At 66.8% G+C, this 22566-nt stretch carries 17 protein-coding genes; 5 read left to right on the forward strand and 12 right to left on the reverse strand.

Translation table 11 applies throughout. The features are described 5' to 3' along the window. Positions 1-25: 25 nt before the first annotated feature. The 7 genes from KF785_06680 to KF785_06710 form a co-directional block, all read right to left on the reverse strand. Complete coding sequence (locus KF785_06680; GenBank protein MBX3146441.1) at positions 26-619, reverse strand: hypothetical protein; 594 nt, start codon at positions 617-619, stop codon at positions 26-28. A gap of 178 nt (positions 620-797) precedes the next feature. Next, positions 798-2093 carry a hypothetical protein gene (locus KF785_06685; GenBank protein MBX3146442.1) on the reverse strand — a complete coding sequence of 432 codons (1296 nt, stop codon included), beginning with the start codon at positions 2091-2093 and terminating at the stop codon, positions 798-800. After that, complete coding sequence (locus KF785_06690; GenBank protein MBX3146443.1) at positions 2077-2691, reverse strand: DUF4159 domain-containing protein; 615 nt, start codon at positions 2689-2691, stop codon at positions 2077-2079. The genes KF785_06685 and KF785_06690 overlap by 17 nt, the downstream gene beginning before the upstream one ends. Beyond that, positions 2688-4688 carry a hypothetical protein gene (locus KF785_06695; protein ID MBX3146444.1) on the reverse strand — a complete coding sequence of 667 codons (2001 nt, stop codon included), beginning with the start codon at positions 4686-4688 and terminating at the stop codon, positions 2688-2690. The genes KF785_06690 and KF785_06695 overlap by 4 nt, the downstream gene beginning before the upstream one ends. Continuing rightward, positions 4685-5872, reverse strand: a complete 1188-nt coding sequence (locus KF785_06700) for a BatA domain-containing protein (GenBank protein MBX3146445.1) — start codon at positions 5870-5872, stop codon at positions 4685-4687. The genes KF785_06695 and KF785_06700 overlap by 4 nt, the downstream gene beginning before the upstream one ends. Then, the gene (locus KF785_06705; GenBank protein MBX3146446.1) at positions 5869-6777 is read right to left on the reverse strand and encodes a DUF58 domain-containing protein; all 909 of its coding nucleotides are present in this window, start codon (positions 6775-6777) and stop codon (positions 5869-5871) included. Before KF785_06705 ends, KF785_06700 begins: the two co-directional genes overlap by 4 nt. A gap of 11 nt (positions 6778-6788) precedes the next feature. Then, positions 6789-7805: a MoxR family ATPase gene (locus KF785_06710; protein MBX3146447.1), complete on the reverse strand. Its 1017-nt coding sequence runs from the start codon at positions 7803-7805 to the stop codon at positions 6789-6791. Between the two features lie 192 nt (positions 7806-7997). Here KF785_06710 and KF785_06715 point away from each other — a divergent pair, with 192 nt between their 5' ends. Then, on the forward strand, positions 7998-9626 hold the full coding sequence (locus tag KF785_06715; GenBank protein ID MBX3146448.1) for a TldD/PmbA family protein: 1629 nt from the start codon (positions 7998-8000) through the stop codon (positions 9624-9626). Beyond that, a complete protein-coding gene (locus KF785_06720) occupies positions 9623-11011 on the forward strand; it encodes a TldD/PmbA family protein (GenBank protein MBX3146449.1) in 1389 nt (462 codons plus the stop codon). Before KF785_06715 ends, KF785_06720 begins: the two co-directional genes overlap by 4 nt. A 78-nt stretch (positions 11012-11089) precedes the next feature. Here the strand turns inward: KF785_06720 and KF785_06725 are convergent, their stop codons facing one another. Genes KF785_06725 through KF785_06735 form a run of 3 tightly spaced genes read right to left on the reverse strand, consistent with a single transcriptional unit; the run spans position 11090 to position 15307 of the window. Beyond that, positions 11090-12019 (reverse strand): hypothetical protein, encoded by a 930-nt coding sequence (locus KF785_06725; protein MBX3146450.1) that lies wholly within the window; start codon positions 12017-12019, stop codon positions 11090-11092. 32 nt (positions 12020-12051) lie between these two features. Then, complete coding sequence (locus KF785_06730) at positions 12052-14736, reverse strand: protein kinase (protein ID MBX3146451.1); 2685 nt, start codon at positions 14734-14736, stop codon at positions 12052-12054. Then, entirely contained in the window at positions 14720-15307 is a 588-nt protein-coding gene (locus KF785_06735; protein MBX3146452.1) for a sigma-70 family RNA polymerase sigma factor, read from the reverse strand. Before KF785_06735 ends, KF785_06730 begins: the two co-directional genes overlap by 17 nt. A gap of 104 nt (positions 15308-15411) precedes the next feature. Between KF785_06735 and KF785_06740 the strand changes: the two genes are divergently transcribed. Continuing rightward, positions 15412-17052, forward strand: coding sequence for a tetratricopeptide repeat protein (locus KF785_06740; GenBank protein ID MBX3146453.1), 1641 nt, complete (start codon positions 15412-15414; stop codon positions 17050-17052). 21 nt (positions 17053-17073) lie between these two features. Then, positions 17074-17559, forward strand: a complete 486-nt coding sequence (locus tag KF785_06745; protein MBX3146454.1) for a hypothetical protein — start codon at positions 17074-17076, stop codon at positions 17557-17559. Here KF785_06745 and KF785_06750 read toward each other — a convergent pair. Together KF785_06750 and KF785_06755 are read right to left on the reverse strand one after the other, a co-directional pair. Next, positions 17508-18329: a class I SAM-dependent methyltransferase gene (locus KF785_06750; GenBank protein ID MBX3146455.1), complete on the reverse strand. Its 822-nt coding sequence runs from the start codon at positions 18327-18329 to the stop codon at positions 17508-17510. The genes KF785_06745 and KF785_06750 overlap by 52 nt on opposite strands. Continuing rightward, on the reverse strand, positions 18329-18853 hold the full coding sequence (locus KF785_06755) for an OsmC family protein (protein MBX3146456.1): 525 nt from the start codon (positions 18851-18853) through the stop codon (positions 18329-18331). The genes KF785_06750 and KF785_06755 overlap by 1 nt, the downstream gene beginning before the upstream one ends. A gap of 303 nt (positions 18854-19156) precedes the next feature. On the opposite strand from KF785_06755, the gene KF785_06760 reads away from it, so the two are divergent. Next, entirely contained in the window at positions 19157-22417 is a 3261-nt protein-coding gene (locus KF785_06760) for a right-handed parallel beta-helix repeat-containing protein (GenBank protein ID MBX3146457.1), read from the forward strand. The last annotated feature ends 149 nt before the right edge of the window (positions 22418-22566 follow it).

Genomic DNA, 22566 nt, shown 5'->3' on the forward strand with positions numbered 1-22566 from the left:
GTGATCCGATTCCGTAGCTGGGCCTTCAGGGCGTCTGGTGTGCGGTCGCTTCCAAACAGCCAATGCCAAGCGCACTCTCGACATACTGTACCCGGTTGTCCTTTCGCAAACTGGCAATCGCCGCGTCCGGTACAATGGCGTGAACCGCAGGGAATGACGCGTACGCCTGCAGGATGGTCCCGCCGCGCCCAGTGACAGCATCGGGGACGATTGTCGTGTGGAACCCCACGATGACGCGGGTGTCCAGCTGATGCGGCTCGGTCACGCCGTGAATCACGACGTTGCGGAGCGTGGGCAGGGCCGCTGCCGGAAGGATGGCGCGTACCAGCGGGAGGTTGAACGAGTGCACGACGGTGCCGCCTGCCTGGACGATCCGGCGGACCTCGTCGGATCGTGGAGCCCCGTGCGCATCGCTCTCGTCGTTTCGAATCAGCAGCACGTCGAAGAGGCCGAGAGAAAGCCCGTTCGGCAGAGTCGGCACGGCGTCGGTTCGATGGCAGCTGGAATACAGGTAGGGCTGGGCAAATGCGTAGTCGGCGGGGTTGCCGCGGTCCGGGCCGAGGTAGTCGCTGCAACCGCTTGCCGCGCTGATCGCCAGGATGAGACCGAATCGTCGCATGAAGATCTCCGGGATGGGCTGGTGTTCCGTGGCTGCTCACTCATGCAACCGGCGGGCCCGCTGCTGGGGTATACCTAAACCGATGTCGCAGCAGGACTTCCGAACACGATTGTGAACGGTGCGTGTCGGATGGACACGCTTGCGCTGACGAATCGGCTCCTGCGTGGGTGGCCGAGAGTCAGCGGGCTCCCCGGAGGCGCCGCGAGGCCCATTCCGTGAGCAGTGCCGCAACCGCGACGACGCCGAGGAGCCAGTCGAGCTGCCTGGGCGGGGTGGGAAGAGCCGGCGCACGCCCGGCCGGATCGGGCTCGGGAGGACCGAATGTGGCGGTCATCCGCGCCAGGGGCGCGTCGTGCCGCAGCGAACGGCCGGCAAAGGTCTCCTCATCAGGGCGGTAGGCGACGGTGCGAACCAGGCCAGACCACCAGCCGCGATGGGCTTCGACCGAACCGTCCGGACCGGTCATGCGCCATCGCCAGGTGTCGTGATAGCCAACCTGCACCACTTGTCCGAGGCCAACTCTCTGCGCAGCCAAAGCAACGAGCGGGCCTCGGCGTTCGAGCGTCGTTGCGGTTGCTGCGAGGCGGGTTATCGGGGAGAGGTGCAAGGCCCGACGAGGCTCTGCCTGATCGATCTCGAGCGCACTCGAAGCGCGCTTCTGTCCCGAGGTCCCAACCCGGAGGTGTGCCAGGGCCGGAATGCCCGCGGCCTCGACGCCCAGAATCAGCCCACCGCCTTCACGTACGAACCGACTGATCTGCGGGGCATGGCGGGCGGCCGCCTCGTCGAGTGCGACGACCGCGGCAACTCTCGCGGTGTCGAGCTGCCCCGGTGCTCCCTGCCGGGTCTCGTCCTCGGGGCCAATGGCAATGCGGGCATCGAGTGCCCAGCCGCGCTCCTCGAGGGCAGCAATCACGAACCTGGTTTCCCATGATGCTCGACCAAACACGACGACACGACGCAGGGTTGGCGGCGTTTCCGGTCGGCGGCTCGCCTGCTGCGCGCCGACCGAACCGATCAGGGCGCCTGCCGGAGCATCGATGTCGAAGCTGACTCCGCCGCCCGAACTGACCGCGCTGTCGACCGGTCCGAGGCTGTCGGCGAGACGTACCATGCTGCCGGTGGGCGCGGCAACGGCAACGCGATAGCCGCCGGCAGGGTCGCCCAGCGGTTCGATGCTGATGGCCGTGGGGGTCAGACGGGAGCTGCCCCAGCGGACCCGCGCACCGGTTGCTGCCAACCAACCTCGACCGGTCGGATCCAGAGCCGTGTCGCTCACCAGGACGATCGGGCCGGGTCCGATGTCGTGCCGAGCGAGCAGGGCCGGGAGATCGCCGGCGTTCACTCGACGCTCGGCGGTTGGCTGGCGTGACGCGGCTCGGATGCTCAGGATCAGGGCCCCGGCCAGCGCAGCGTAGGCCACCGCGCGCAGGGCGCGCTCGAGCGCGACTCGTCGATCAACGGGTGAGGGCATAGACCACCAGGTTGACGCCGAATCGGGTGTTGTCGACGGAGAGAAAGCGCTTGTTGTCCGGGTGATAGCTCCATTCCGAGCTGTAGTCCTTGTTGCTGTACAGGATCCGGATCCGGTCGCCGTCGAGCGAAGCGAGCAAATGCTCGTGAATCAGGTTGTCGCCCCAGCCGTTCAGCTCGTGGCTCGTCGTCGGGGGGCCGTCAGGAAAGGTAAAGAAGGCCGAGTAGAGGGCATGATCGTTAGGCAGCTGACGGAGGGGTCGCCCGGTTACCAGGGCAAGTTCCTCGGTGGCCGTTTTGTGGAACTGGCCGTCGATATCGTGGTTGTGGTCGTCGACGAACAGGAGGCCGCCTCGATCGAGATAGACACGCAACATGGCCCGTTCGGCCGCGGTGAACCGTACCGGCAGGTGTCCCGTCATGAAGGTGAGGGGATAGCGAAGCAGGTCGCGGCTGGCGAGCGGAACGGTCACCGCGCCCGGATTGACCTCGATGCTGGTGTACCGGGCAACAGCATCGATCACGTTGGGGCCGACCAAGGGCGCTGAGTCCCAGTCACCCGATTCGTACTGAACGGTGGCAAAGGTGAAAGGCGTCATGGCGCGCTGCTCCAGGCGCGGAGCCCCGATCGCGAGGTGGTCGGCTGGCCAATGGCGCGCCGGGCCCGGGCCAGTGCCGCGGTCGGGTCATGATTGGTCCGCAGTGTGTCGATTGCCTGAGCCAGCGGACCCGCGAGGCGGGGGTGCTCGGCCAGCAAGTCCGCGCGAAGGAGGAGCAGGGAGTCGACGGCAGCATCTCGGCTTCGACCGAGCAGGTCGAGCGCCCGATCGAATCGTTCGACGATACGCCTCATGGCCGGGTCGAGCGGAGCCTGGGGCGTACGGGTGCTGGGCGCGATGCCGTCCCGTTTCCCTGTCAGGCGGACCTTCGCCACGTCGACGACCACCGGCCGAGTCCGGCCGCGCAGATAGATCCGATCCGCCAGCCGAGCACGCTGAATCGCATCGAGCGCTGCGTACATATGCGGTAGCGCGGCTCGGGGCTGGCCCAGGTTGAGTTCCCGGCTGGCCGCCCACATGGCGTGATACGCCTCGAGCAGGGGACGATTGACGGCGATGACTGGAGACTCCCCCGTGGCAAAGTCGAGGGCCTCTCCGCTCGCGTGCCGGTTGGCAGCCTCCGCGGCGCGGAGCAACTCCTCGGGCGTCATCGCGCTGTGGTCGTGGCCATCGTCGTGCGAGTGCTCGCCGCTCTCGCCCAGGTCTTCGAGACGCGCAAAGACGAGGTCGCCGACCTGGCGACGCAACCGGGTCTGGTCGCGCGCAATCCGGGCCGACTCGGTCACGACCGTCGATCGAGTCAATCGGGGGAGCCTGGTACTGAGCGCTTCGGTCAGCAGTATCAGCATTCGCTGGCTCAGCAGATTGGCCAGCGGCTCTGCCGGGGGCAAAGCCTCGATCTCGAGCGAATCGTCCTGCCGCTCGGCCGCAAGCCGGATCACCCGCGGATCTGACCCCGCAATCCTCAGTCCAGCACTCGGGTTCGCGTCGCGCGCGACCGCGCGGAGCAGGACGATGTCGCCGGGTGCCAGCGCCAGCGAGTCGATCCGCAGGGCAAGTGATCGGGTAGCCGATCTCCTGTTGCCCGCCGGCGCGCGATCGAGGGTCACGGTTCGGAACTCGAAGTTCTCCCCGCCCCCCCGACTGACAGTCAGCTCCCACCATGTGTCGGCCAGCCCGAAATCGTCGTGGAAGGAGGCGGCAAGTGGCAGTGACCCGGTGGCACGATCGAGCATGGTGTCGCGTTCCGGGAGGTCGAGGCGAACGACAGGCAGAGAGTCGCCTCGCGGCTCGAGGAGGATGAGCCGCTCCTTTGCGCCGCGTCGCACCCGAACGACCGTCGGTGCTTCCGGCATCGTCAGGTCGGCACGCCAGCCGGACGCTCGCGTTGTTACCGTCAGTGCCCCGCTCTCGGTCTGTACGCTGAGTTGGTCAGCTGGGAGTGATCCCTCGATGGCAAGCCGACTGCCGCTAACGCCGGCCACCCGAATCGGGTCCGAAAGCCGCTCGACCCCCAGGCGGGTGTGCGGGGGCGGAGTGACGGTAACGGCCAGCCGAATGGGCGCATCCGTCGCAGGCTCTGTCTTGTCCTGGGTTAGCAGGCCGTTGGGCCCGGCGTCCGTGAGTTGCCGTGCAGCGATCAACCCGACGACAACGGCCCCTGCAACCAGGACAGGCAGGACGATCAGCCGCGCCGCAGCTCGGTACGCAGTTCGCTCGAACCCGACCGACTCGGTTTGTCGCTCGAGCTCCGGACGGTGGCCGCCCGCGGCGGTGTCGACTGCGGTGATCAGCGTGTACTGGAGCTCGGGGTGGCGCTCCTCGAGCCAGAGCGCGACGCGATCGGCTTCGAAGACCGCGCGCCGCCACCACAGTGCAATTGCAATCGCAACGGTCGCTACGACTGCCGCCCAAGGTCGTGAACCCAGCGCGTGCCAGGTCGATACTGCCGCCGCCGCGCCCCAGACGACGGCCGCTGCAACGCTGCCCACGATCAGGGCTCGCTGCGATCGATAGAGACGGGTGAGCGTCGTCATGAAGACCGCCGCCGCAGCAGGTGTTCCGCAACGAGGGCAAACATTGCCAGGCCCAGCAGCCACGGCGATGGGCGGCCCTCTGAGGGCAATGCGGGAAGGTGCGCTGTCGGCAGTGATACGGTCGCCCCGCCCCGAATCCAGCTGACGATCGCCGAGTCGACAGGCTCGGCGTCGCGCCGTCCGCCGCAGGGCACCAGGAGATCGCGTATCAGGTCCCGGGTCGCCTGGCGCAGCGCGAGGTCGCCGGCGGGGTCGACCGGAATCTCGACTCGTCGAATGCAACCGCTGCCGTGCGGTCGGTCCGCGGCGGCCACCATTCCGTCCGCCCACCAGGCTCTGGCCGTGCCGTCGACGCGGGACCCGCTGCGCCGGAACGCTGCGGTCAGTACCGTGCGATCTGTCGCCACCGCGCCTGCCGTATCGCCGTCGGGTGCCGGCAGTGCCGGCCAGTGGATCAGCAGATGCGGCGCAGGCGATTGCTCAGCAGTCCAGGTGGAGTCGGCTCGGGTAAGAGTCTCTGTGCGGACCAGTCTGATCGGTGCGGTCTCGCTGGTCGACCAGCCGCTCAGCGCGAGCGTGCTGCGGATCGGGTCGTCGGTGTCGGCCCGCACCGCAAGGGCGTGTGGACTGGGCGGTGCCGGAATGGTCTCGATCCCCACCCAGGTGATGCCTGCGGGCCAGGTGGACCGGACCGCCTCGGTAGCTGCGTCGAACGATTCGCGTGCCAGCGGCGACACGATCACCAGGCTGACGCTATCGGTCGAACTGCGGAGAGACCGTGCTTCGCGAATTCCGGCAATCAGACCAGCCGAGAGGGAACTGAAGCGGATCGAGCGGTCGTGGCTGCGCGCCACGGTACGTACCGCGGCGTCGACCCCGACGCTGTCAGCAGCGCGTGAAGTATCGATCAGGATGACCTGGGTCAGGGCATGCCTCGACCCCTCGAGGCTGGGTTCTGCAAACGCCAGGGTTGCCGCGATCAGTGCAAGCAGCCTGAGCGCGAGGATCGCACGGTCGCTGAGGGCGACACTCCGGCTTACCAGCCGGTTCGGCGTTTCCGGGATGAACCGTGCGGTTGGCAGGGGGCGGGGCGCCGGATCGCGGCGGGTCAGCAGATGGAGCGCACTGATGATCAGGGCGCCGACGGCTCCCGCCAGGAGCCACCACGGTGCAGCGAAGCTCATGTGGCGACGATCCGCCGAACGGCGTGCGCCGGCGGCTCGATCGTGTCGATGAGGAGGTAGCGCGCGCCGAGTTCTTGCCAGCTTCGGGCGGTCTCAGCGCGCCATGCGGCAAAGGCCGTCTGATAGGCCGAGCGACCCGGCGCATCGAGGGTGCGGACCGTCGACGGATCCTCCGGGTCGGTGACCCGCGGAGCCTCCGGTGGATCCAGTTCCTCGGCAGCCACGATATGCGCTACGACTAGCTCTACCGCTTGCCTGCGCCACAGGCTTGCGACCTGAAGCAGTGCCGTGGTGTCGCCCAGCAGGTCGGAGATCACGACCAGCCGCCCGGTGTTGCGGAACCCGGACAGCAGTCGTCCCAGCTCCGTCGTGCCTGCTGGTGAGACGGCATCGAGGGTGCGAATCAGGCCTGGCAGCAGGGTGCGACGGGTCTGAAATGGCAGCTGCGAAGGCGTCGGTCCGCCGACCACCAGGCCGACGGGGTCGCCGGCAGCGTGAGCCAGGCTCGCCAGGCCGACCGCAATGGCGCAGGCCTGACACCACTTGGCATGGCCTGGTTCAGGAAACGCCATCGACGCGGAGGCGTCGACGGCAATCAGCGTCGGAAGGACCGTGCGTTCGTCCGTGATGCGCAGGTAGGCGCGATCGGTGCGCGCCAGGAGCTTCCAGTCCAGCCGGCGCGGGTCGTCACCTTGCCGGTAGGCGCGGTACTCGGTCAGTTCGATGCTGGTGCCACGGCGACGTGACGCATGCTGGCCGACGTTCGGCGACCGCGATCGGGCCCGGCTCGGCCACCGGACGCCGCGCAGTGCGTCGAGGAGTGGACCATGGCGGTGGCCGAATGGCGTGCTGCTGCTGCCCATTGGGAATGGAGTGTCGGCGGGCGCATCCGGCGGTATCCGCACGGTGCCGTCTGCTAGGCGCGGATACCGCTCGCCGGCGGGGTCACCGTCTCGACCACCTCGGCGATCAGCCGCTCGGCCGAGATGCCCTCGGCATCCGCGGCAAAGTTGGGCAGGACCCGATGTCGCAGCACCGGAAGGGCCACCCGGCGGATGTCCTCCGGAGTAACGGCCAAGCGTCCATCGAGCAGCGCGCGTGCCTTGGCGCCGAGAACCAGTGCCTGGCCTGCGCGCGGACCAGCACCCCAGCGGACGAACCGCCTGATCGCTGCCGGTGCCTGATCCTGGTCGGGTCGCGTGGCACGAACCAGCGCGGCGGCATAGCGCAGGGCAGGGTCAGCGGCGGGGATATCCCGGACCAGTCCCTGCAGGGCCAACACATCGGCGGCACCCAGAACAGGCTCGATCGGGGGCAAGGGGGCGCCGGTCGTACTGCGCAGGATGGCGACCTCGTCGTCCTCCGAGGGGTAGCCGATCCGGATATCGAAGAGAAAACGATCGAGCTGAGCTTCTGGCAGCGGGTAGGTGCCCTCCTGCTCGATCGGGTTCTGGGTTGCCAGAACGAAAAACGGCTCAGGCAGCCGCATCGACTCACCGTTGGCCGTGACGCGATGCTCCTGCATCGCTTCGAGCAACGCTGCCTGGGTGCGCGGCGGGGTTCGATTGATCTCGTCAGCCAGGATGATGTTGGCAAAGATCGGTCCCCGGACGAATCGAAAGCCGCGCACTCCGGTTGCCGAATCCTCCTCCATGATCTCGGTGCCGGTGATGTCGCTCGGGACCAGGTCGGGGGTGAACTGGATCCGTCGGAACTCGAGCCGCATGGCTTCGGCGACGGATCGGACGATCAGGGTTTTGGCCAGTCCGGGCACCCCCACCAGGAGGGCGTGTCCCCCAGCCAGGATAGCGAGCAGGAGGTGATCGACCACCTCGTCCTGACCGACAATGCGCCGTCCAACGGCTGCCCGGAGGCGACCGACAGAGGCGATCAGTGACTCTCGTCCAGCGGCGGACGGCGGGGTTGCTGGCATGGTGTTGGTCAAGGGATCGAAGTATACACCGTGGACCGTCTCCTCCTGCTCTATACGGATAGAAGGGTGGCCGTGTTTAGCTGCCGATCCCGGCCGGATTCGCGTATCTTGCTAAGATGGGCCTGCCACAGATCGGTCCGTCGGGCGCACGCCTCCTGCGCTCGAGTCAATCCCTTCTTCGACGAGGTTGCCGTGTCCCCGAGTCGCCGGGAGTTTCTCCGAACCACTTCTGCCGCGGCTGCCGCTGGCCTGGCGCTCGGGATCACCGGGCGAGCCGAAGCGGCCGAGCTGTCGGGCAGGCTGATCGCGCCGTCGCCGGGCGATGCCGCACTCAACGACCTGTTGCTGCGGGCCCTCGACGCGGCGAAGTCGGCTGGTGCGCAGTATGCCGATGCCCGGATCAGCCTCAACCGCACCCAGAGCATCTTCACGCGGGAGCGACGCGTCGCCGGCCTTTCCGATAACGAAACGTTCGGGATCGGCGTTCGGGTGCTGGTCGAGGGAGCCTGGGGCTTCGCGGCCACCAGCAACCTGGAACCGGATTCGGTCGCGCGGGTGGCGCGACAGGCGGTGGCGCAGGCCAAGGCCAATCGCACGCCGGGACAGCGTCCTGTCGTGCTGGCGCCCGCCCCTGGCAACCAGCGGGGAACCTGGCGGAGCGATGCGAAGGTAGATCCCTTCACCGTCTCGATCGAGGACAAGGTCGAGCTGCTGCTCGCGGTCAACGCCATTGCGCTCAAGAACCCGCAGGCGCGCTTCGTCAACTCGAGCATGTTCTTTCTCAAAGACGAGAAGAGCTATGCCAACACCGAGGGAACGCTCGTTTCGCAGACGATCATCCGGTCGCAGCCGACCGTGACCGTGACGGCCGTGTCGAAGGACTTCACGGATTTCCAGTCGCGGCAGAGCAATGACATTGCGCCGATGGGTCGCGGCTACGAGCATGTGACCGAGAACAAGCTCGAAGAGAATGTCGTCCGCTGGGCCGACGAGGCAGTTCAGAAACTCTCCGCCAAGCCGGTCGAAGTGGGCCGGTACGACCTGGTGCTCCATCCCAACCATCTCTGGCTCACCATTCACGAGTCGATTGCACATCCGACCGAGCTCGACCGGGCCATGGGTTACGAAGCAAACTATGCCGGTACCAGCTTTGTCTTTCCGCCCGAGAAGGTCCTTGGTACGCTCAAGTTCGGCTCGCCGCTGATGAATGTGCGCGGCGATCGCTCGCAGCCGGGATCGCTGGCGGCCTGTGGCTGGGACGACGATGGAGTAAAGCCGGACGAGTTCGACGTCGTCAGGGAAGGGATCTTCGTCGACTATCAGACCACGCGCGAGCAGGCGCTCTGGCTCGATTCGTACTACAAGAAGGCCGGCAAGCCGACTCGTTCGCATGGCTGCTCCTACGCCCAGTCGTGGGCCGACGTCCAGTTTCAGCGAATGCCGAATATCTCGCTCCTGCCCGGGGACAAAGACATCGGGTGGAATGATCTCATCTCGGCAACCGATCGCGGCATCGCCATCATCGGCGACGGTTCGTTCTCGATCGATCAGCAGCGTTTCAACGCGCAGTTCGGCGGGCAGCTGTTCTATGAGATCCGCGGTGGCAAAATTGTCGGCATGCTGAAGGATGTGGCTTATCAGATGCGGACCCCGGACTTCTGGGCCAATCTCGACATGCTCGGCGGGCCCAAGAGCTACGAGCTCGGCGGGGCGTTCAACGATGGCAAGGGCCAGCCATCGCAATCCAACGCCGTGAGTCACGGCTGCGTGCCGACCCGTCATCGTGGCATCAACGTCATCAATACCGGGAGGCAGGCATGAGCCGCGCATCGCAGGATCAGGCGCGGGTCATGTCGCGCGCCGAGGCGGAAGCGTTGGCCAAGCGTGTGCTGGCATTCGCCAAAGCTACGGAAACCCGAGTTTCGATCGTCAACGGCGTCAGGGGCAACACCCGTTTTGCCGTCAACCAGGTCTCTACCGCCGGCGACAATGTCGACACGACGATCGTGGTTCGCAGTGTGGTCGGCAAAAAGGTGGGGTCGTCGACCACCAATCGGGTCGACGATGCCGGCCTCAAGGCCGTGGTCGAATCGTCCGAACGCCTGGCTCGCCTCTCGCCCGATGATGCGGAGCTAATGCCCGAACTCGGCCCGCAGCAGTATCGCGACGGCCTCGGCTGGAGCGACCGAACGGCCGCCCTCGATCCGGCCGGTCGCGCTGCCGGCGTGCGACTGATTACGGACCAGTCGAAGGCGGCAGGCCTCGTTGGCACCGGGTATCTCGAGACTCGGGCAACGGCGCAGGCCATTGCCAACTCAAAGGGATTGTTCGCGTATACGCGCGATACCAGCGTGGCCTTGACCACGACGGTGCGCAACGAGGAAGGGACCGGCTCCGGCTGGGCTGGCAGTACCTCGAGCGACTGGGGTCAGATCGATCCCGCTGCGCTCGGTGCGCGTGCGGTCGACAAGGCCCGCCGCTCCACGCCCGCCTCGGCCGTCGAGCCGGGTCGCTACACCGTCATCCTCGAACCGACCGCCGTCGGCAATCTCGTGCAGCTCATCCTCGGCGCCACCAGTGCGCGCAACGCTGATGAGGGCCGCAGTTTCTTTACCAAGCAGGGCGGCGGCAACAAGATCGGCAGCAAGATCGTCGACGAGCGGGTTTCGCTCGTGAGTGATCCCTTCGATCCGCAGACCCCGGGCAGTCCCTTTACCGGCGATGGCCTGCCGACCGATCGGGTCGTCTGGGTCGAGAACGGCGTCGTGCGGAATCTCAACTACGATCGCTACTGGGCCGAGAAGCAGGGCAAGCAGCCGACCGGTGTTTCCGGCGGCGGCTTCGGCTTCAGCGGCGTGCTCAAGATGTCGGGCGGGAGTGAGACACTCGAGTCGATGATCGCAGGATGCCAGCGGGGCCTGCTGGTCACCCGGTTCTGGTACATCCGTCCGGTCGATCCGCGGACCATCCTGTACACCGGTCTGACGCGCGATGGGACCTTCCTGATCGAAAACGGCAAGATCACTCGCGCGGTGCGCAACCTGCGGTTCAACGAGTCGCCGATTTTCATGCTCAACAACATCGAGGCGATGGGCGCGCCGGTACGGGTCTCGTCGAGTGAAAGCGGCAGTCCTGGCAGCAGCGTGGTGGTTCCGCCGATGCGCGTGCGTGACTTCAACTTCACGTCGCTCTCCGAAGCGGTCTAGCATCGTCCTGAAACGGTGCGGGCCGGCGGACGTTTCGCGTCCGCCGGCCCGCCGTGTCTTTCGGGGCGTTGCTCTGAGTCAGCTGTCGTGAGGCCAGCGCGCGGACAGTCGAAGTCGCGCCACGCCACCGCCCGTCGAGATCAGTTCGCCAAGGTCCGCGGCAAAGTCACCCAACAGGGCATGCTCGGTCGGCACGGCGGCGCGCAGCTGGTTGCCGTTCTGATGCAGCTCTGCCGGCTGATCGGTGGCAGTTACCTCGATCAGAATCGCCGCTCGGCGGGCTCGACCATACTCGACGACGGTGGCGGTGAGCTGGTCGCCGTCGACGCCCGGGCTTGGTGCAAACGAGATCCGGTTGGTTCGGTGGCCGGCAAAATCTCGCAGCGCATTCGCAAAGCTGGTCAACTCTGCTGCCGATGTTCGGATTCTGGCGCGTCCGGACCAGGATTGCCAGGCAACCGAGACCTCCGCCTCGGTCAGCTCGGGAGCAGAAGGGTCGAGGGCAATCACGAACTGATCGTGCGCGGCTGGCTGGGGCTCGATGGCGGCACCCGGCGCGTCGTGACGATACCCTACCAGAAAGCCGACCAGCGCGCTCATTGGGTCGACTGGGCTGCTCGCTGAAGGCAGTTTGTCGTCGTGAAATCGCCGGGCGCCGCGCTCGAACCATGGGTCGGGTGCAAACCCGTCCCTGGCCAAATGGTGGATCGCCTCGATAGCGAGGTCGAGGTCCACGGCTCCGGCGTCGAGGCGGTCATGCAGGTATGAAACGGCAATCCGACCCGCGGCAGCGAGATCGGCACCCCAGGCCAGTTGGCCGAGGATGTTGAGGATACGGGAGGGCGGCTGATTGGCGGCGAGTGCCAGCTCAGAGAGCAGAATAGACGTGTCCTCGGGGTCATCGCCTACTTCGCCCCTGGCCCAGTCGATTGCATCGGCATTGGCCAGGAATCCGCGGACGATTCCCTCGCGGAGGGCTGCCGCCGTGTTCGCGAGCACTCGATCCATGCCGTCGAAGATAGCGGTGCCGGTCAGCCGCGTCAGCGTAAGGGGAGCAAACCCAGGCGGTGCAGGCGGGGGTCGTCGTCGAGCGGACGCAGGTCCTGCCGTGAGGAGGCGTGAATCCAGGCAATGCCGCTGAGACTGCTGCCGACAGCCTCGCTCCAGAGCGCTACGGCCCGCTCCCGGTCGCCAGCGATGGCGGCGTGTCTGGCCTGGTACACCAGGAATCCGCCCCGGCCATACGGAGGTGGTTCGCCGAGCCAGCGGGTTGCGCCGGCCGAGTCGCCCAGCCTGGCGGCGATCAGGCTGGCCAACCCTCTGAACTGGAGCTCATCAGGATAGTCATTCGCCAACGATTCAAAGTACGGCTGTGCATCCTGCCAGGCTCCCTGATCGTAGCGAGCGGAGCCCAGCCAGAACCGGTGAGCTCGATGGTCCGGAGTCCTGGCGAGCTGGTTGGCCAGCCATCGTTCAGCCGCAGCATAGTACCTCGGTGCCCGGCTAGCGAAGCCGTGCGCCTCGAGTTCTTCGGCAGCAGTGACCAGCATGGCGCCTTGCGACCAGTAGGTGTCGGGTGGCAACGCGCTGGCATCGGCGACCAGGGAGTCGAGCGCGACCGTGTCGCCGAGCGACGCGAGTGCCCGGGTCAGGTGGACCCAGCCTGCCCGGCTGTCGGGGTGGCGTCGACGAAGTTCTCGGCCGGCCTCGACTTCGTCCTGATAGCGACCCTGGAGGTGCAAGGCATGGCCGAGCACGAACCAGTAGGGAGCCCAGCCGCGGAAGGCGCCGGCGTCGGGGTCGACTCGCCGGAGCACCTCGAGCGCCTCGTCCGAGCGCCCGACCGAGATTGCCGCCAGCGCCACGTTGTACTCGACGCGACCGCCGGGGGCCAGGGCGGCCGCTTCGCGGATGGCCCGCAGCGCGCCGATGCCGTCGCCGGCGAGCCGGTGCTCCAGGTAACGAATCTGATTCTCGTCGTACGGATTGAGCGTCAAGCCGCGGGATCGAACTGATCGCAGCAGCGAATCGACGCGGCCTGGTTCGCCGGCGTTCCAGAGCGCCCGCCCGGCGTACGCAAGCGCCTGCTGAAAGGTGGTGTCCTCTTGCCAGGCCGCCAGCAGATCCGCCGAGGCCCGTCGATAGTCCTGGCGATTGTGGGCCTCGATGCCACGCTCGAACAACTGATAGGCGCGGTAGGTGGGCGGCCGGCCAGTGGCTCCCCCCGGTCGGTCGAGTCGATCGTCCGTGCGAACGGCCAGCAGCCCCATCAACCGCTCGCGGAGCAAGCCCACGCCCAGGCCGATCGAGTCGCGGGGTACTTCTCGCGTCGTCACCGTGGCGACCACCGTTCCGCTGGGCACCTCGGTCAGTTCGGCCTGAAACCGGATCTGCTCACCGATCAGGTAGTACGATCCCGTCACGACACTGCGGGCGCCGGTAGCCGCCGCGATGGCAGTGACGGTACTGCCGCCTTGAGGCAGCGACTCCGCGCGAGCGGCTTCGAGCGCGACCGGCCACGGAATCACGGAGGCCCGCCCGGTTTCCTGCAGTCCCTGGGTCAGCCAGTCTCCCGCCAGGCGCCCCCAGATGGCCAGCGTCGAATCGCCGGTCTCGTTCCGCAGGGGGGTGACCGCGACGGGACCGGAGTCCTGATCGAGTACCGTCACCGGAGTGCGCAGTTGCCAGAGCAGGGCGCTGCCCACGGTCAACGTCGCAGTCACGCCGAGGGCCGCAATGGCCCGGGTCAGCCGGCGACGATGACGGGTCAGTCGGTCCAGCATGGTCAGGATAGCGGTGCCATCGGCTGGCCGCCCGGCCGGGTCGGGAGCAAGCGCAGCGCGAATCAGGGGGGCGATGACCGACCGGTCGGCGGTGGGTCCCAAGGTTTCGCGGGCCACCAGTCCCCAGGCGTAGACATCGGCCCGCGCGTCGACCTGATGCCCAACGGCCTGCTCGGGCGCCATGTAGGCCAGGGTTCCGATCGCCATGCCTTCCAGCGTGTCCATCGGAGAACCTCGCCTGGTGAGTTTCGCCACACCGAAATCCATCAGGAACGCGTGGCCATCGACCACCAGGACATTCTCCGGCTTGAGGTCGCGATGGACGAATCCTGCCTGGTGCGCATGGCCGAGCGCCAGGGCGATGTCACGAATCACCGTGGTCGCGGCGCCGGCCGCGAGCGGCCCCTGATCGAGGCGTTGCCGGAGGGTCACCCCCTCATGATACGGCATGACATAGTAGAGCAGCCCCTCACTTTCGCCGGAGTCGATCAGCGGAATGATGTGAGGGTGGGACAGCTTTGCAACGATCCGGATCTCATCGAGAAAACGGGCGGCGCCGACCCAGCGGGCAACCTCCGGTCGCAACACCTTGAGCACGACCGGGCGGTCGTGCTTGGCTTCCTGCGCCAGGTAGACAGTGGCCATTCCTCCTTCACCCAAGACGCGCTCGATGCGGTAGCGCGCCCCCAGGGTTGTCGCGAGGCGTTCCATCGTCTCGGCGGCTGAGTCGGGGGTCATCATGGCGGCAGGAATCGGCGCATCGAGGATGCCCTGATGTTCGGCAGCGTCGAGCAGAGCGAGTACCTGGTTGCGAAGGTCCGGATCGGCGGGTGCCGAGCGAATCCAGTCACGTCGGCTGCCCTCGGGCTGATCGAGCGCGCGTTCGAACAGCGCATCGACCAGATCCCACTCCGGATCGGTCGGCCTACTTGGCGGCTGCACCTGCGTCACCATAGACCTCGCGATAGAGCCATGCCCGCGCCTTGGCCCAGTCACGTTGCACCGTTCTGGTCGTGACGCCGAGCGCCGTGGCGATCTCCTCTTCGCCGAGCCCGGCAAAGAACTTGAGTTCAACTACACTGCGCATTCTGTCGCTGATTGCCGACAGCCGGTCGAGCGCGTCGTCGAGCGCGACGAGCTCGTCGGCAGGCATGGCGCGATCTGGCAGCGCCGCGTCGAGGTCGACTGGTGTGGCCCCATCCCCCCGTTTCCGAGCCCGCTTGCGCCGGGCGTGGTCGACCAGGATCTGGCGCATGGCCCTCGCCGCAATGGCGAGGAAGTGCCCGCGATCCGCCGCGGGGATGGATCCGCTGCCTATCAGTTTGAGGTATGCTTCGTGGACCAGCGCAGTTGGCACGAGCGTATGGCCGGGCCGCTCCGCCCGGAGCGCGTGCTCGGCGGCGAGCCGGAGCTGAGCGTAGACGAGCGGAAAAAGTTGGTCGAGCGCGGCGGCATCGCCGTCGCTGACGCGGGCGAGCAGCTGGGTAACCGGGCCGGAAGGTGCCATCGGCAACTCGTGTCGGGAAATCAGGTATGCCTTCGCAAATATACCAGTAGCTCGTGACCGCGCCATGTTGGTTGCGCGTCGATCTGTTCCGACTCGAAGGAGGAGCCCCTATGCGTACGACGACCCTGACACTAATGCTGACTCTGATCGCAGGGTCTGCCGCAGGGCAGGCAGCGCCGGACTTGACCAATCGCGGTCGGCCAGGGAGCGGGTCGACCACTGCCGTGCCCCTGCACACGAACCTGGGCATTCACAGCTATCGGGTACGGGCGACCGATTCGGCGCAGCGCTACTTCGATCAGGGCCTGCGGTTCCTGTGGGCATTCAACCACGCCGAGGCGGCGCGGTCGTTCCGCGAAGCGGAGCGACTCGATCCGTCGTGTGCCATGTGCCCCTGGGGCATCGCGCTCGCGCTGGGACCAAATATCAATGCGCCGCTCGAAGCGGCGAATCTCGACACGGCCCGGGCCGCGGTGGCGCGGGCGCAGCGGATCCAGCAGACCGAGGCGGAGAGCCGGTTGATTGGTGCGCTGGCGGCCCGCTATGTATCGAACGACCCGGCCGATCGCGCCGCCGATGACAGCGCCTATGCGGAACGGCTCCGACGGGTGGTCGACGTCGCGCCGGACGACCTCGAAGCCCGGGTGCTCTACGCCGATGCCCTGATGAATCTGAGCCCCTGGAACTATTGGACCAGCGACGGTTTGCCCCGACCGGCAACCCCGGTGTTGCTGGAGCAGCTCGAGCACGTGATGGCAAGCAATGCGGCCCACCCTGGAGCCTGCCATCTCTACATCCACGCCGTTGAGGCGGCTGATCCCTATCGGGCGCTCCCGTGTGCCGAGCGTCTGGCTGCCCTGATGCCCGGCGCAGGCCATCTGGTCCACATGCCGGCCCACATCTACATTCGCGTCGGCAGGTACGCAGATGCGATCGAGGCCAACCGTCATGCGGTGCATGCTGACGAGACCTTGCTCGAGGGACCATCGGCGCGCCGCCGCGGCGGGATCTACGCCTCCGGATATTACCCGCACAACCATCACTTCCTGGCCTTTGCCGCCAGTATGACGGGGTCGAGTCGGCTCGCCATCGAGCATGCCCGGGCCGCGAGTCGCGGGGTCGACCCGGAGGTTGCGGCTGCGATTCCCTGGATCGATGCGATTACGCCGGTTGCGTACTGGACCCTGGTCACCTTCGGACGCTGGGATGAGGTTCTGGCAGAGCCGCTTCCTGCGCCCAACCGTCGCTTCACGACCGGCATGGCGTACTATGCCCGCGGCGTCGCCTTTGCCGCGAAGCGCCGCTGGCCCGAAGCGCGCGCGGCGCTCGACTCGGTCAGCCGGATTGCCGCCAGCCATCCGGAAGGTGAGAACCGGATTGCCCTGGAGATCGCCGAGCACGCGCTGCAGGGTGAAATCGCAGTGCGACGAGGCGCGCTGGCGGAAGCGGTCCGCGAGTTTCGGGCAGCAGTCGCGCTCGAGGACCAGTTGCCATACACCGAGCCGCCGACCTGGTACTACCCGATGCGTCACTCGCTGGGCAAGGCGTATTTGGCGCAAGGCAGGGGGGATGCGGCCGAGCGTGTCTATCGGGAGGACCTGGCGCGGTTTCCCGACAATGGCTGGGCGCTGTACGGATTGACCGCGGCGCTCAAGCTGCAGGGCCGCCTCGATGATGCCGCCGACGTGCTGCAGCGGTACCGGGCCGCCTGGATCCATGCTGATGTCAAACTGACCGGGTCGCGTTACTGACCCTTGGAATGAGGAGTCGAGATGCGAGTGTTTGCAGCAGTGTCCCTGATCGCCGGGGTGGTTGGCTGTACAGCGGCGCCGGAGTTTCCGGCGCCCCCTGCCGGCAGCGCAATCGTCACCTTCGCATTTGCAGCCAGCGGTGACACCATGGATGTGTTGATCACCGACAGTGCGACAGTTGCCCGGGCAGAGCAGCGGGTCGAAACAGGAGTCGGGGCAGCGATGCCGCTGGGGCCGATCGTTCGCGGGGTTGGCTCGGATTCGCGCTATCCGTTCCACTACCTGGCCGACGAAGTCCGACTGGTCGATCTGGCGATGGAATTGTGCGACGGGCGTCCGATGCGCACGCCGGAAGCGGTCGATGCGTTCATCGAAGGCGCCACCGGGAACCGGCATGCCAGTCGGGCCACCTGGTGCCCCTGGGGGGCTCAACCGATTGCCGTCAGGCGCGCCGATCAGGCGGCGATGTCTCCGCGCGCAACCAGGAACTCGCCGGGAATTCGATAGCCGTCGGCATGGCGGAATGATGCGATGGATTCGAGGTACTCCCGGTGCACCGCGGCCCGTGTGCTGTCGTCGAACCGGGAGTATGCCATTGCAACCGGCCCACCGAGAAACGCCGCCGCAAGCGCAGCTTCCGGAGTCTCGTACTCGAGAGTGCTTTCGAGGCGCTCGACGGCTTGGACCGTAAAGCCTACCGACTCCATCCGGGCCTGCAGCGCATCGCCGGTGCCGAGTTGAAAGAAGAGTGGACAGACCTCGCTGCTGACTCGACGCTCGACGATGGGAAAGATCTCGGCCCAGCCACACCCCCGCCGCTCGCCCCAGACCGCGGCGACAAAGCGGCCTCCGGGGCGCAGCACCTGAAAACCACCGGCCAGAGCCGCGATTGGGTCGGGGGCGTACATCAGGCCGAAGCCGCACAGGACCGCGTCGAAGCTGCCCGGGTCGAACGGATAGGTTTCCGCGTCGGCCCGCCGGGCGCTGACCCAGTCGAGACCTTGCCGGGCTGCCTCGGCGCTGACGGCGGCGACCATCGCATCTGAAATGTCGGTGCCGGTGACAGACCCCGATGGGCCGACGGCCAGGGCAGCTCGAAGCGTTACCAGCCCGGTGCCGCAGGCAAGGTCGAGAACCCTTTCGCCTGCGCCGAGCGCAGCCAGCGCCAGGAGACGATCCTGGGCCGGGCGGAGCGGAGCGGCCCAGCCACGTTCGTAATCGGCCGCGGCACGATCCCAGCCGTAGCGCTGAACCCGGAGCTGCAGTCGGGGGTCCATCAGACCTTCTCCGATCCGCGGATCTCTATCGTACCTGAGAGGGGCACCGGATTGGCCAGGTTGTCGAGCCAGGAGCTGGTTCTGGTGCCGATCTCGAGCCAGCGCCGGACCTCGGCTTCGGGCGAGGGGCTCTCGACGGCAATGTGATAACGCATGGCCAGATAGCCTGGGCGGACCTCCTCCGAGACACCGAGCTCACCTCGGACGTCATAGCCGGCCTCGACAGTCACCTCGAGCCGTGTCAGCACGATGCCCAGGCGGGCGGCCCACATCGAAAGCCCAATGCTGAGACAGGAGGCGACTGCGGCACGACCGAAGACGCCCGGGTTGGGTGCCGCGCCCGTGCCACCGTATTTCTCCGTCATCGCGACTGAAATCGTATGCGACCCGTCGACAACCTGGCAGGCCAGCCCGGGTCGAAGCGTGGCGACCGATCGTGCGGTACCCTGGCCGATGCCAGGACGAAGCGATACGGCCTTCACATTCCGTTCGATGGCCGTTCTGATGTCATCTGCCTCACTCATGGTCACCTCGGATGGGAGTCTGCACAGATGATGCGACACAATCCGCCGGAAAGCGACTTACTCACCGCAGAACAGAGAAAGGTAGAGGCTAGCCTGCCGAATGAGCCCATTCCGCCATGGCCTGCGCGTGTTCAGTAGATCAAGCGTCGCGAGCCCGGGGCTCGCAGGGTTCCGCCTTCTCCGGATCGGCGGTAAGATGACTCAGATTCCTTCCATCGTGTGCACCGACCGTCGCTCCGCTCTGCGGGTGGGGTCGGGCAGACCGGTCAACCCCTCTCAAAACTTATTCAAACCATAGGGGCCATGATGACTATTTCAGACGTCCGCCGTTGCCGGAATGCCTGGCTGCTGCCGAGTCTCCTGGTTGCTGCGTGTGGCGGAGACGGCCCGGTTTCGCCGCCGCCTCCACCGCCGCCCCCGGCAGTTGCCGTCTCGGTCTCTCCCGGAACGGCCACGGTCGGAGCGGGCGGAACCCAGCAGTTCACCGCGACCGTGACGAATGCGACCAATACCTCGGTGACCTGGACCGCGTCTGCGGGAACCATCCAGGCCAACGGCAACAATGCGACCCTGACGGCACCGGTCGCGGGCGGCAGCGTTACCGTAACGGCAACCAGTGCCCAGGACGGGACCAAGACCGGTACTGCCACGGTGACCGTGACGCCGGTGGTCGTTGGTCTGACCCCCGCGCAGGCCGAACTCGATCGGGGCGGTAGCCAGAACTTCACCGCCACGGTGACCGGTACCACCCAGACCGGCTTGACGTGGAGCGCCAGCTGCGGCACGGTCGACGGCACCAGTGCGTCGGTGAGCTACACGGCGCCGATCATTGCGGGTCCCTGCACGGTCACCGCGACCAGCGTGCTCGACCCGACCAAGTCGGCGTCCGCCACCGTTACGGTGCGCCCGGACTGGGTCGTTACGACCGCCAATGATCTCGATGACGGTGCCTGTACCCCGTCTCATTGTTCGCTCCGCGAGGCCATCATGGCGGTGAACTCGGCGGCGCCGGCGCCGCCGGCATCCGCGTCAGCTGGCGCGAGGTCAGCAGCGGCCGAAGGGGTCGCCGTCATTCGCCTGCCGAACAACTTACCCGGCGGAGAGATCACGCTGACCTCCGCGCTGCCGCCGCTGTCGGCCTCGGTCTCGATCGAGGGGCCCGGTGCTACGCAGCTTACGGTCAATGCGAATGGGAGCACTGGCAGTCTGCGCCGGGTCTTCCGGATTACGGGCGGCGCAACCGTGTCGATCTCCGGACTGCGGCTGACTGGCGGCGTCGCCGCGGGGGGCGGGGGCGTGCTGGTCGATGGCGCTTCGCAGCTGACGCTCACCGACTCCCGGATCGACCGAAACCAGTCGACCACCGGTGGCGGTGGTGGCATCCAGGTGCAGGACGAGAGCCATGTGCAGCTCGAGGACGTTCGGATCACCGACAACTGGACGTCGGGCGCCAACAGCCCCGGGGGAGGACTCTCGGTCGTCACCGGCGCCTCGGCCACGATGCGGAACGGTGTGATCTCCGGCAACAGTGTTACCAGCGGATGGGGCGGCGGCATCCGGGTGTTCAACGGCACGCTGACGCTGATCGACGTGACGGTCGAGGACAATGAAACGACCGGCAACAGCGGCGGCGGCCTGCTTGCCGAAGGTGTCGGATCGGTGACGGTGACGGGAGGCAGCTTCTTCAACAACAGCACCACGGTTGAAGGTGGCGCCATGCGGATCTCCGGGCGTGCCATGGCAGTCGCGATTACGGGCACCGTCATCGCGAACAACCGTGCGGTTCGCGGCGGTGGCATTACGATCTCGAACGATCCGGCTGCGCAGCTGACCGGTTCGCCTTCGGTGACGCTGACCAATGTGACGATCGAAGAGAACGTGTCCAGTGCGCGGGGTGGCGGCATCTTCCTCTGGGGATCGGCCGAGGTCGACATCACGAACGGGACGATCAGGAACAATCGTTCCGAAGGCGAGTTCGGTGGCGGCGGAATCCAGATGCAGAACACCGGCGTGCTCCGCACCGATGGCACGACGATCGTCGGAAACCGCACCCAGGGCTCGCAGGTCCACGGCGGTGGTGTGTATGCTGCATCAGGGAGCCGGTTGCAGATGAAGGGTGGGGCAATCTCGGACAACCGGGTCGCTAATGGATTCGGGGGTGGTCTCTACACCTTCGGGAGCACCGTTGCCTTCGAGGATGTCACGATTGCCAACAACGAAGCAACCGCGGCCGGAGCAGGCGGCGGAATTGCCGTGCTCGATGGCGCAACGATGACGGTAACTGGAGGTGCGGTCGAGGGTAATCGCTCCCTTGCTGGCGCAGGCGGGGGTATCTTCGGTCGCGCCAGCACCCTGACGCTCTCCAACGTGGCAGTGCGGAACAACGTCGCCTTCATCCAGGGTGGCGGCGTCCAGCTGCTTGGTGCCAACGTGGTCACCTTGACGCAGGTCACGGTCTCGGGGAACCAGGTCACAGGCACTGGCGGCAACAACGGGCTGGGCGGCGGCATCGGGATCTTCAACGACGGTCAGCTTGTTGGGACCGGGGTCGAGATCACGAACAACACCGGAACCGCCGGTGGGGGTGTCTATGCTGCGGGGACGTCACGCTTCGAACTGATCGGTGGAACGATCTCCGGCAACACCGCGACAACCTTCACCGGCGGTGGCCTGACGAGTTCAGCGTCGGCGGTCGTGGTGCTGACTGGCGTGACGATCGCGGAGAACACGGCTGAAACGCAGGGCGGCGGCTTACAGCTGACCGGGAGCGGAACCTCGACCATCGAGCGCAGCACCATCCGCAACAACACCGCCAAGACCGACGGCGGTGGCCTGACGATCGGGACGGCAGGCACGGTGGCGAACTCGACGGTTTCGGGCAACACCTCAACCGGTACGGGCGGCGGCATCTTCTCGACCTCGACCTCGACTGCGACCATTCGCAACGTGACGGTCTCCGGCAATGCCGGTGGCATCGGCGGCGGTCTCGGTGTGACCGGAACCTCCATCCTCCGTAACGTCCTGTTCCTCGGTAACACCGCGTCGAATTTCGGCGGCGGGATCGGCGCCAACAACGCAGGAGCGCCGAACCTCGGGAACGTGATACTGGTCGGCAACCTGCGAGAGGGAGCTGCGGCCAACTGCGCAACAGGGGGCGCGGCGGGTATCGTTTCCGCTGGCACTAACCTGAGTGGAGACGCAACCTGCGGACTGGCGGGCCCCGGCGATCAGAACTCGGTCGCGACCATGGGTGTGGATACTGACTTGGCAGACAACGGCGGCCCGACCCGGACGCACGCGCTGCAAGCAGGCAGCCCGGCCATCAATGCCGGCAACGCCTCGCTGTGTCCGACGACCGACCAGCGGGGCTTCGGGCGCCAGGGCGCCTGCGATATCGGTCCGTTCGAGTTCGGCGGTGTGGCACCGGCCGCTGTGCGGGCTGCAGCTGCCGCGCCGGCCCGCTCGGTGTCGGCGCCACGGCGCCCGGCAGGTGCGAACCTGACGCCTCCCACGGTCGATGGACAGGGAGCCGCTACCGGGGTGCGTCCAACCGACCAGCGCTGATCCGGTACCCGGCTACGCTACTTGAGCCCGCCCGGCACACGCCGGGCGGGCTCAATCGTCTGTCCTGCTTCGATGGCAACGCGACAAGGTGCAGGGTGACGAACCGGCCGGAACTTCGATGATTCGGGGGGCGTTGTCCGATAAGCTGA

This window comes from Gemmatimonadales bacterium, from assembly GCA_019637315.1.
GTDB lineage: Bacteria > Gemmatimonadota > Gemmatimonadetes > Gemmatimonadales > GWC2-71-9 > SHZU01.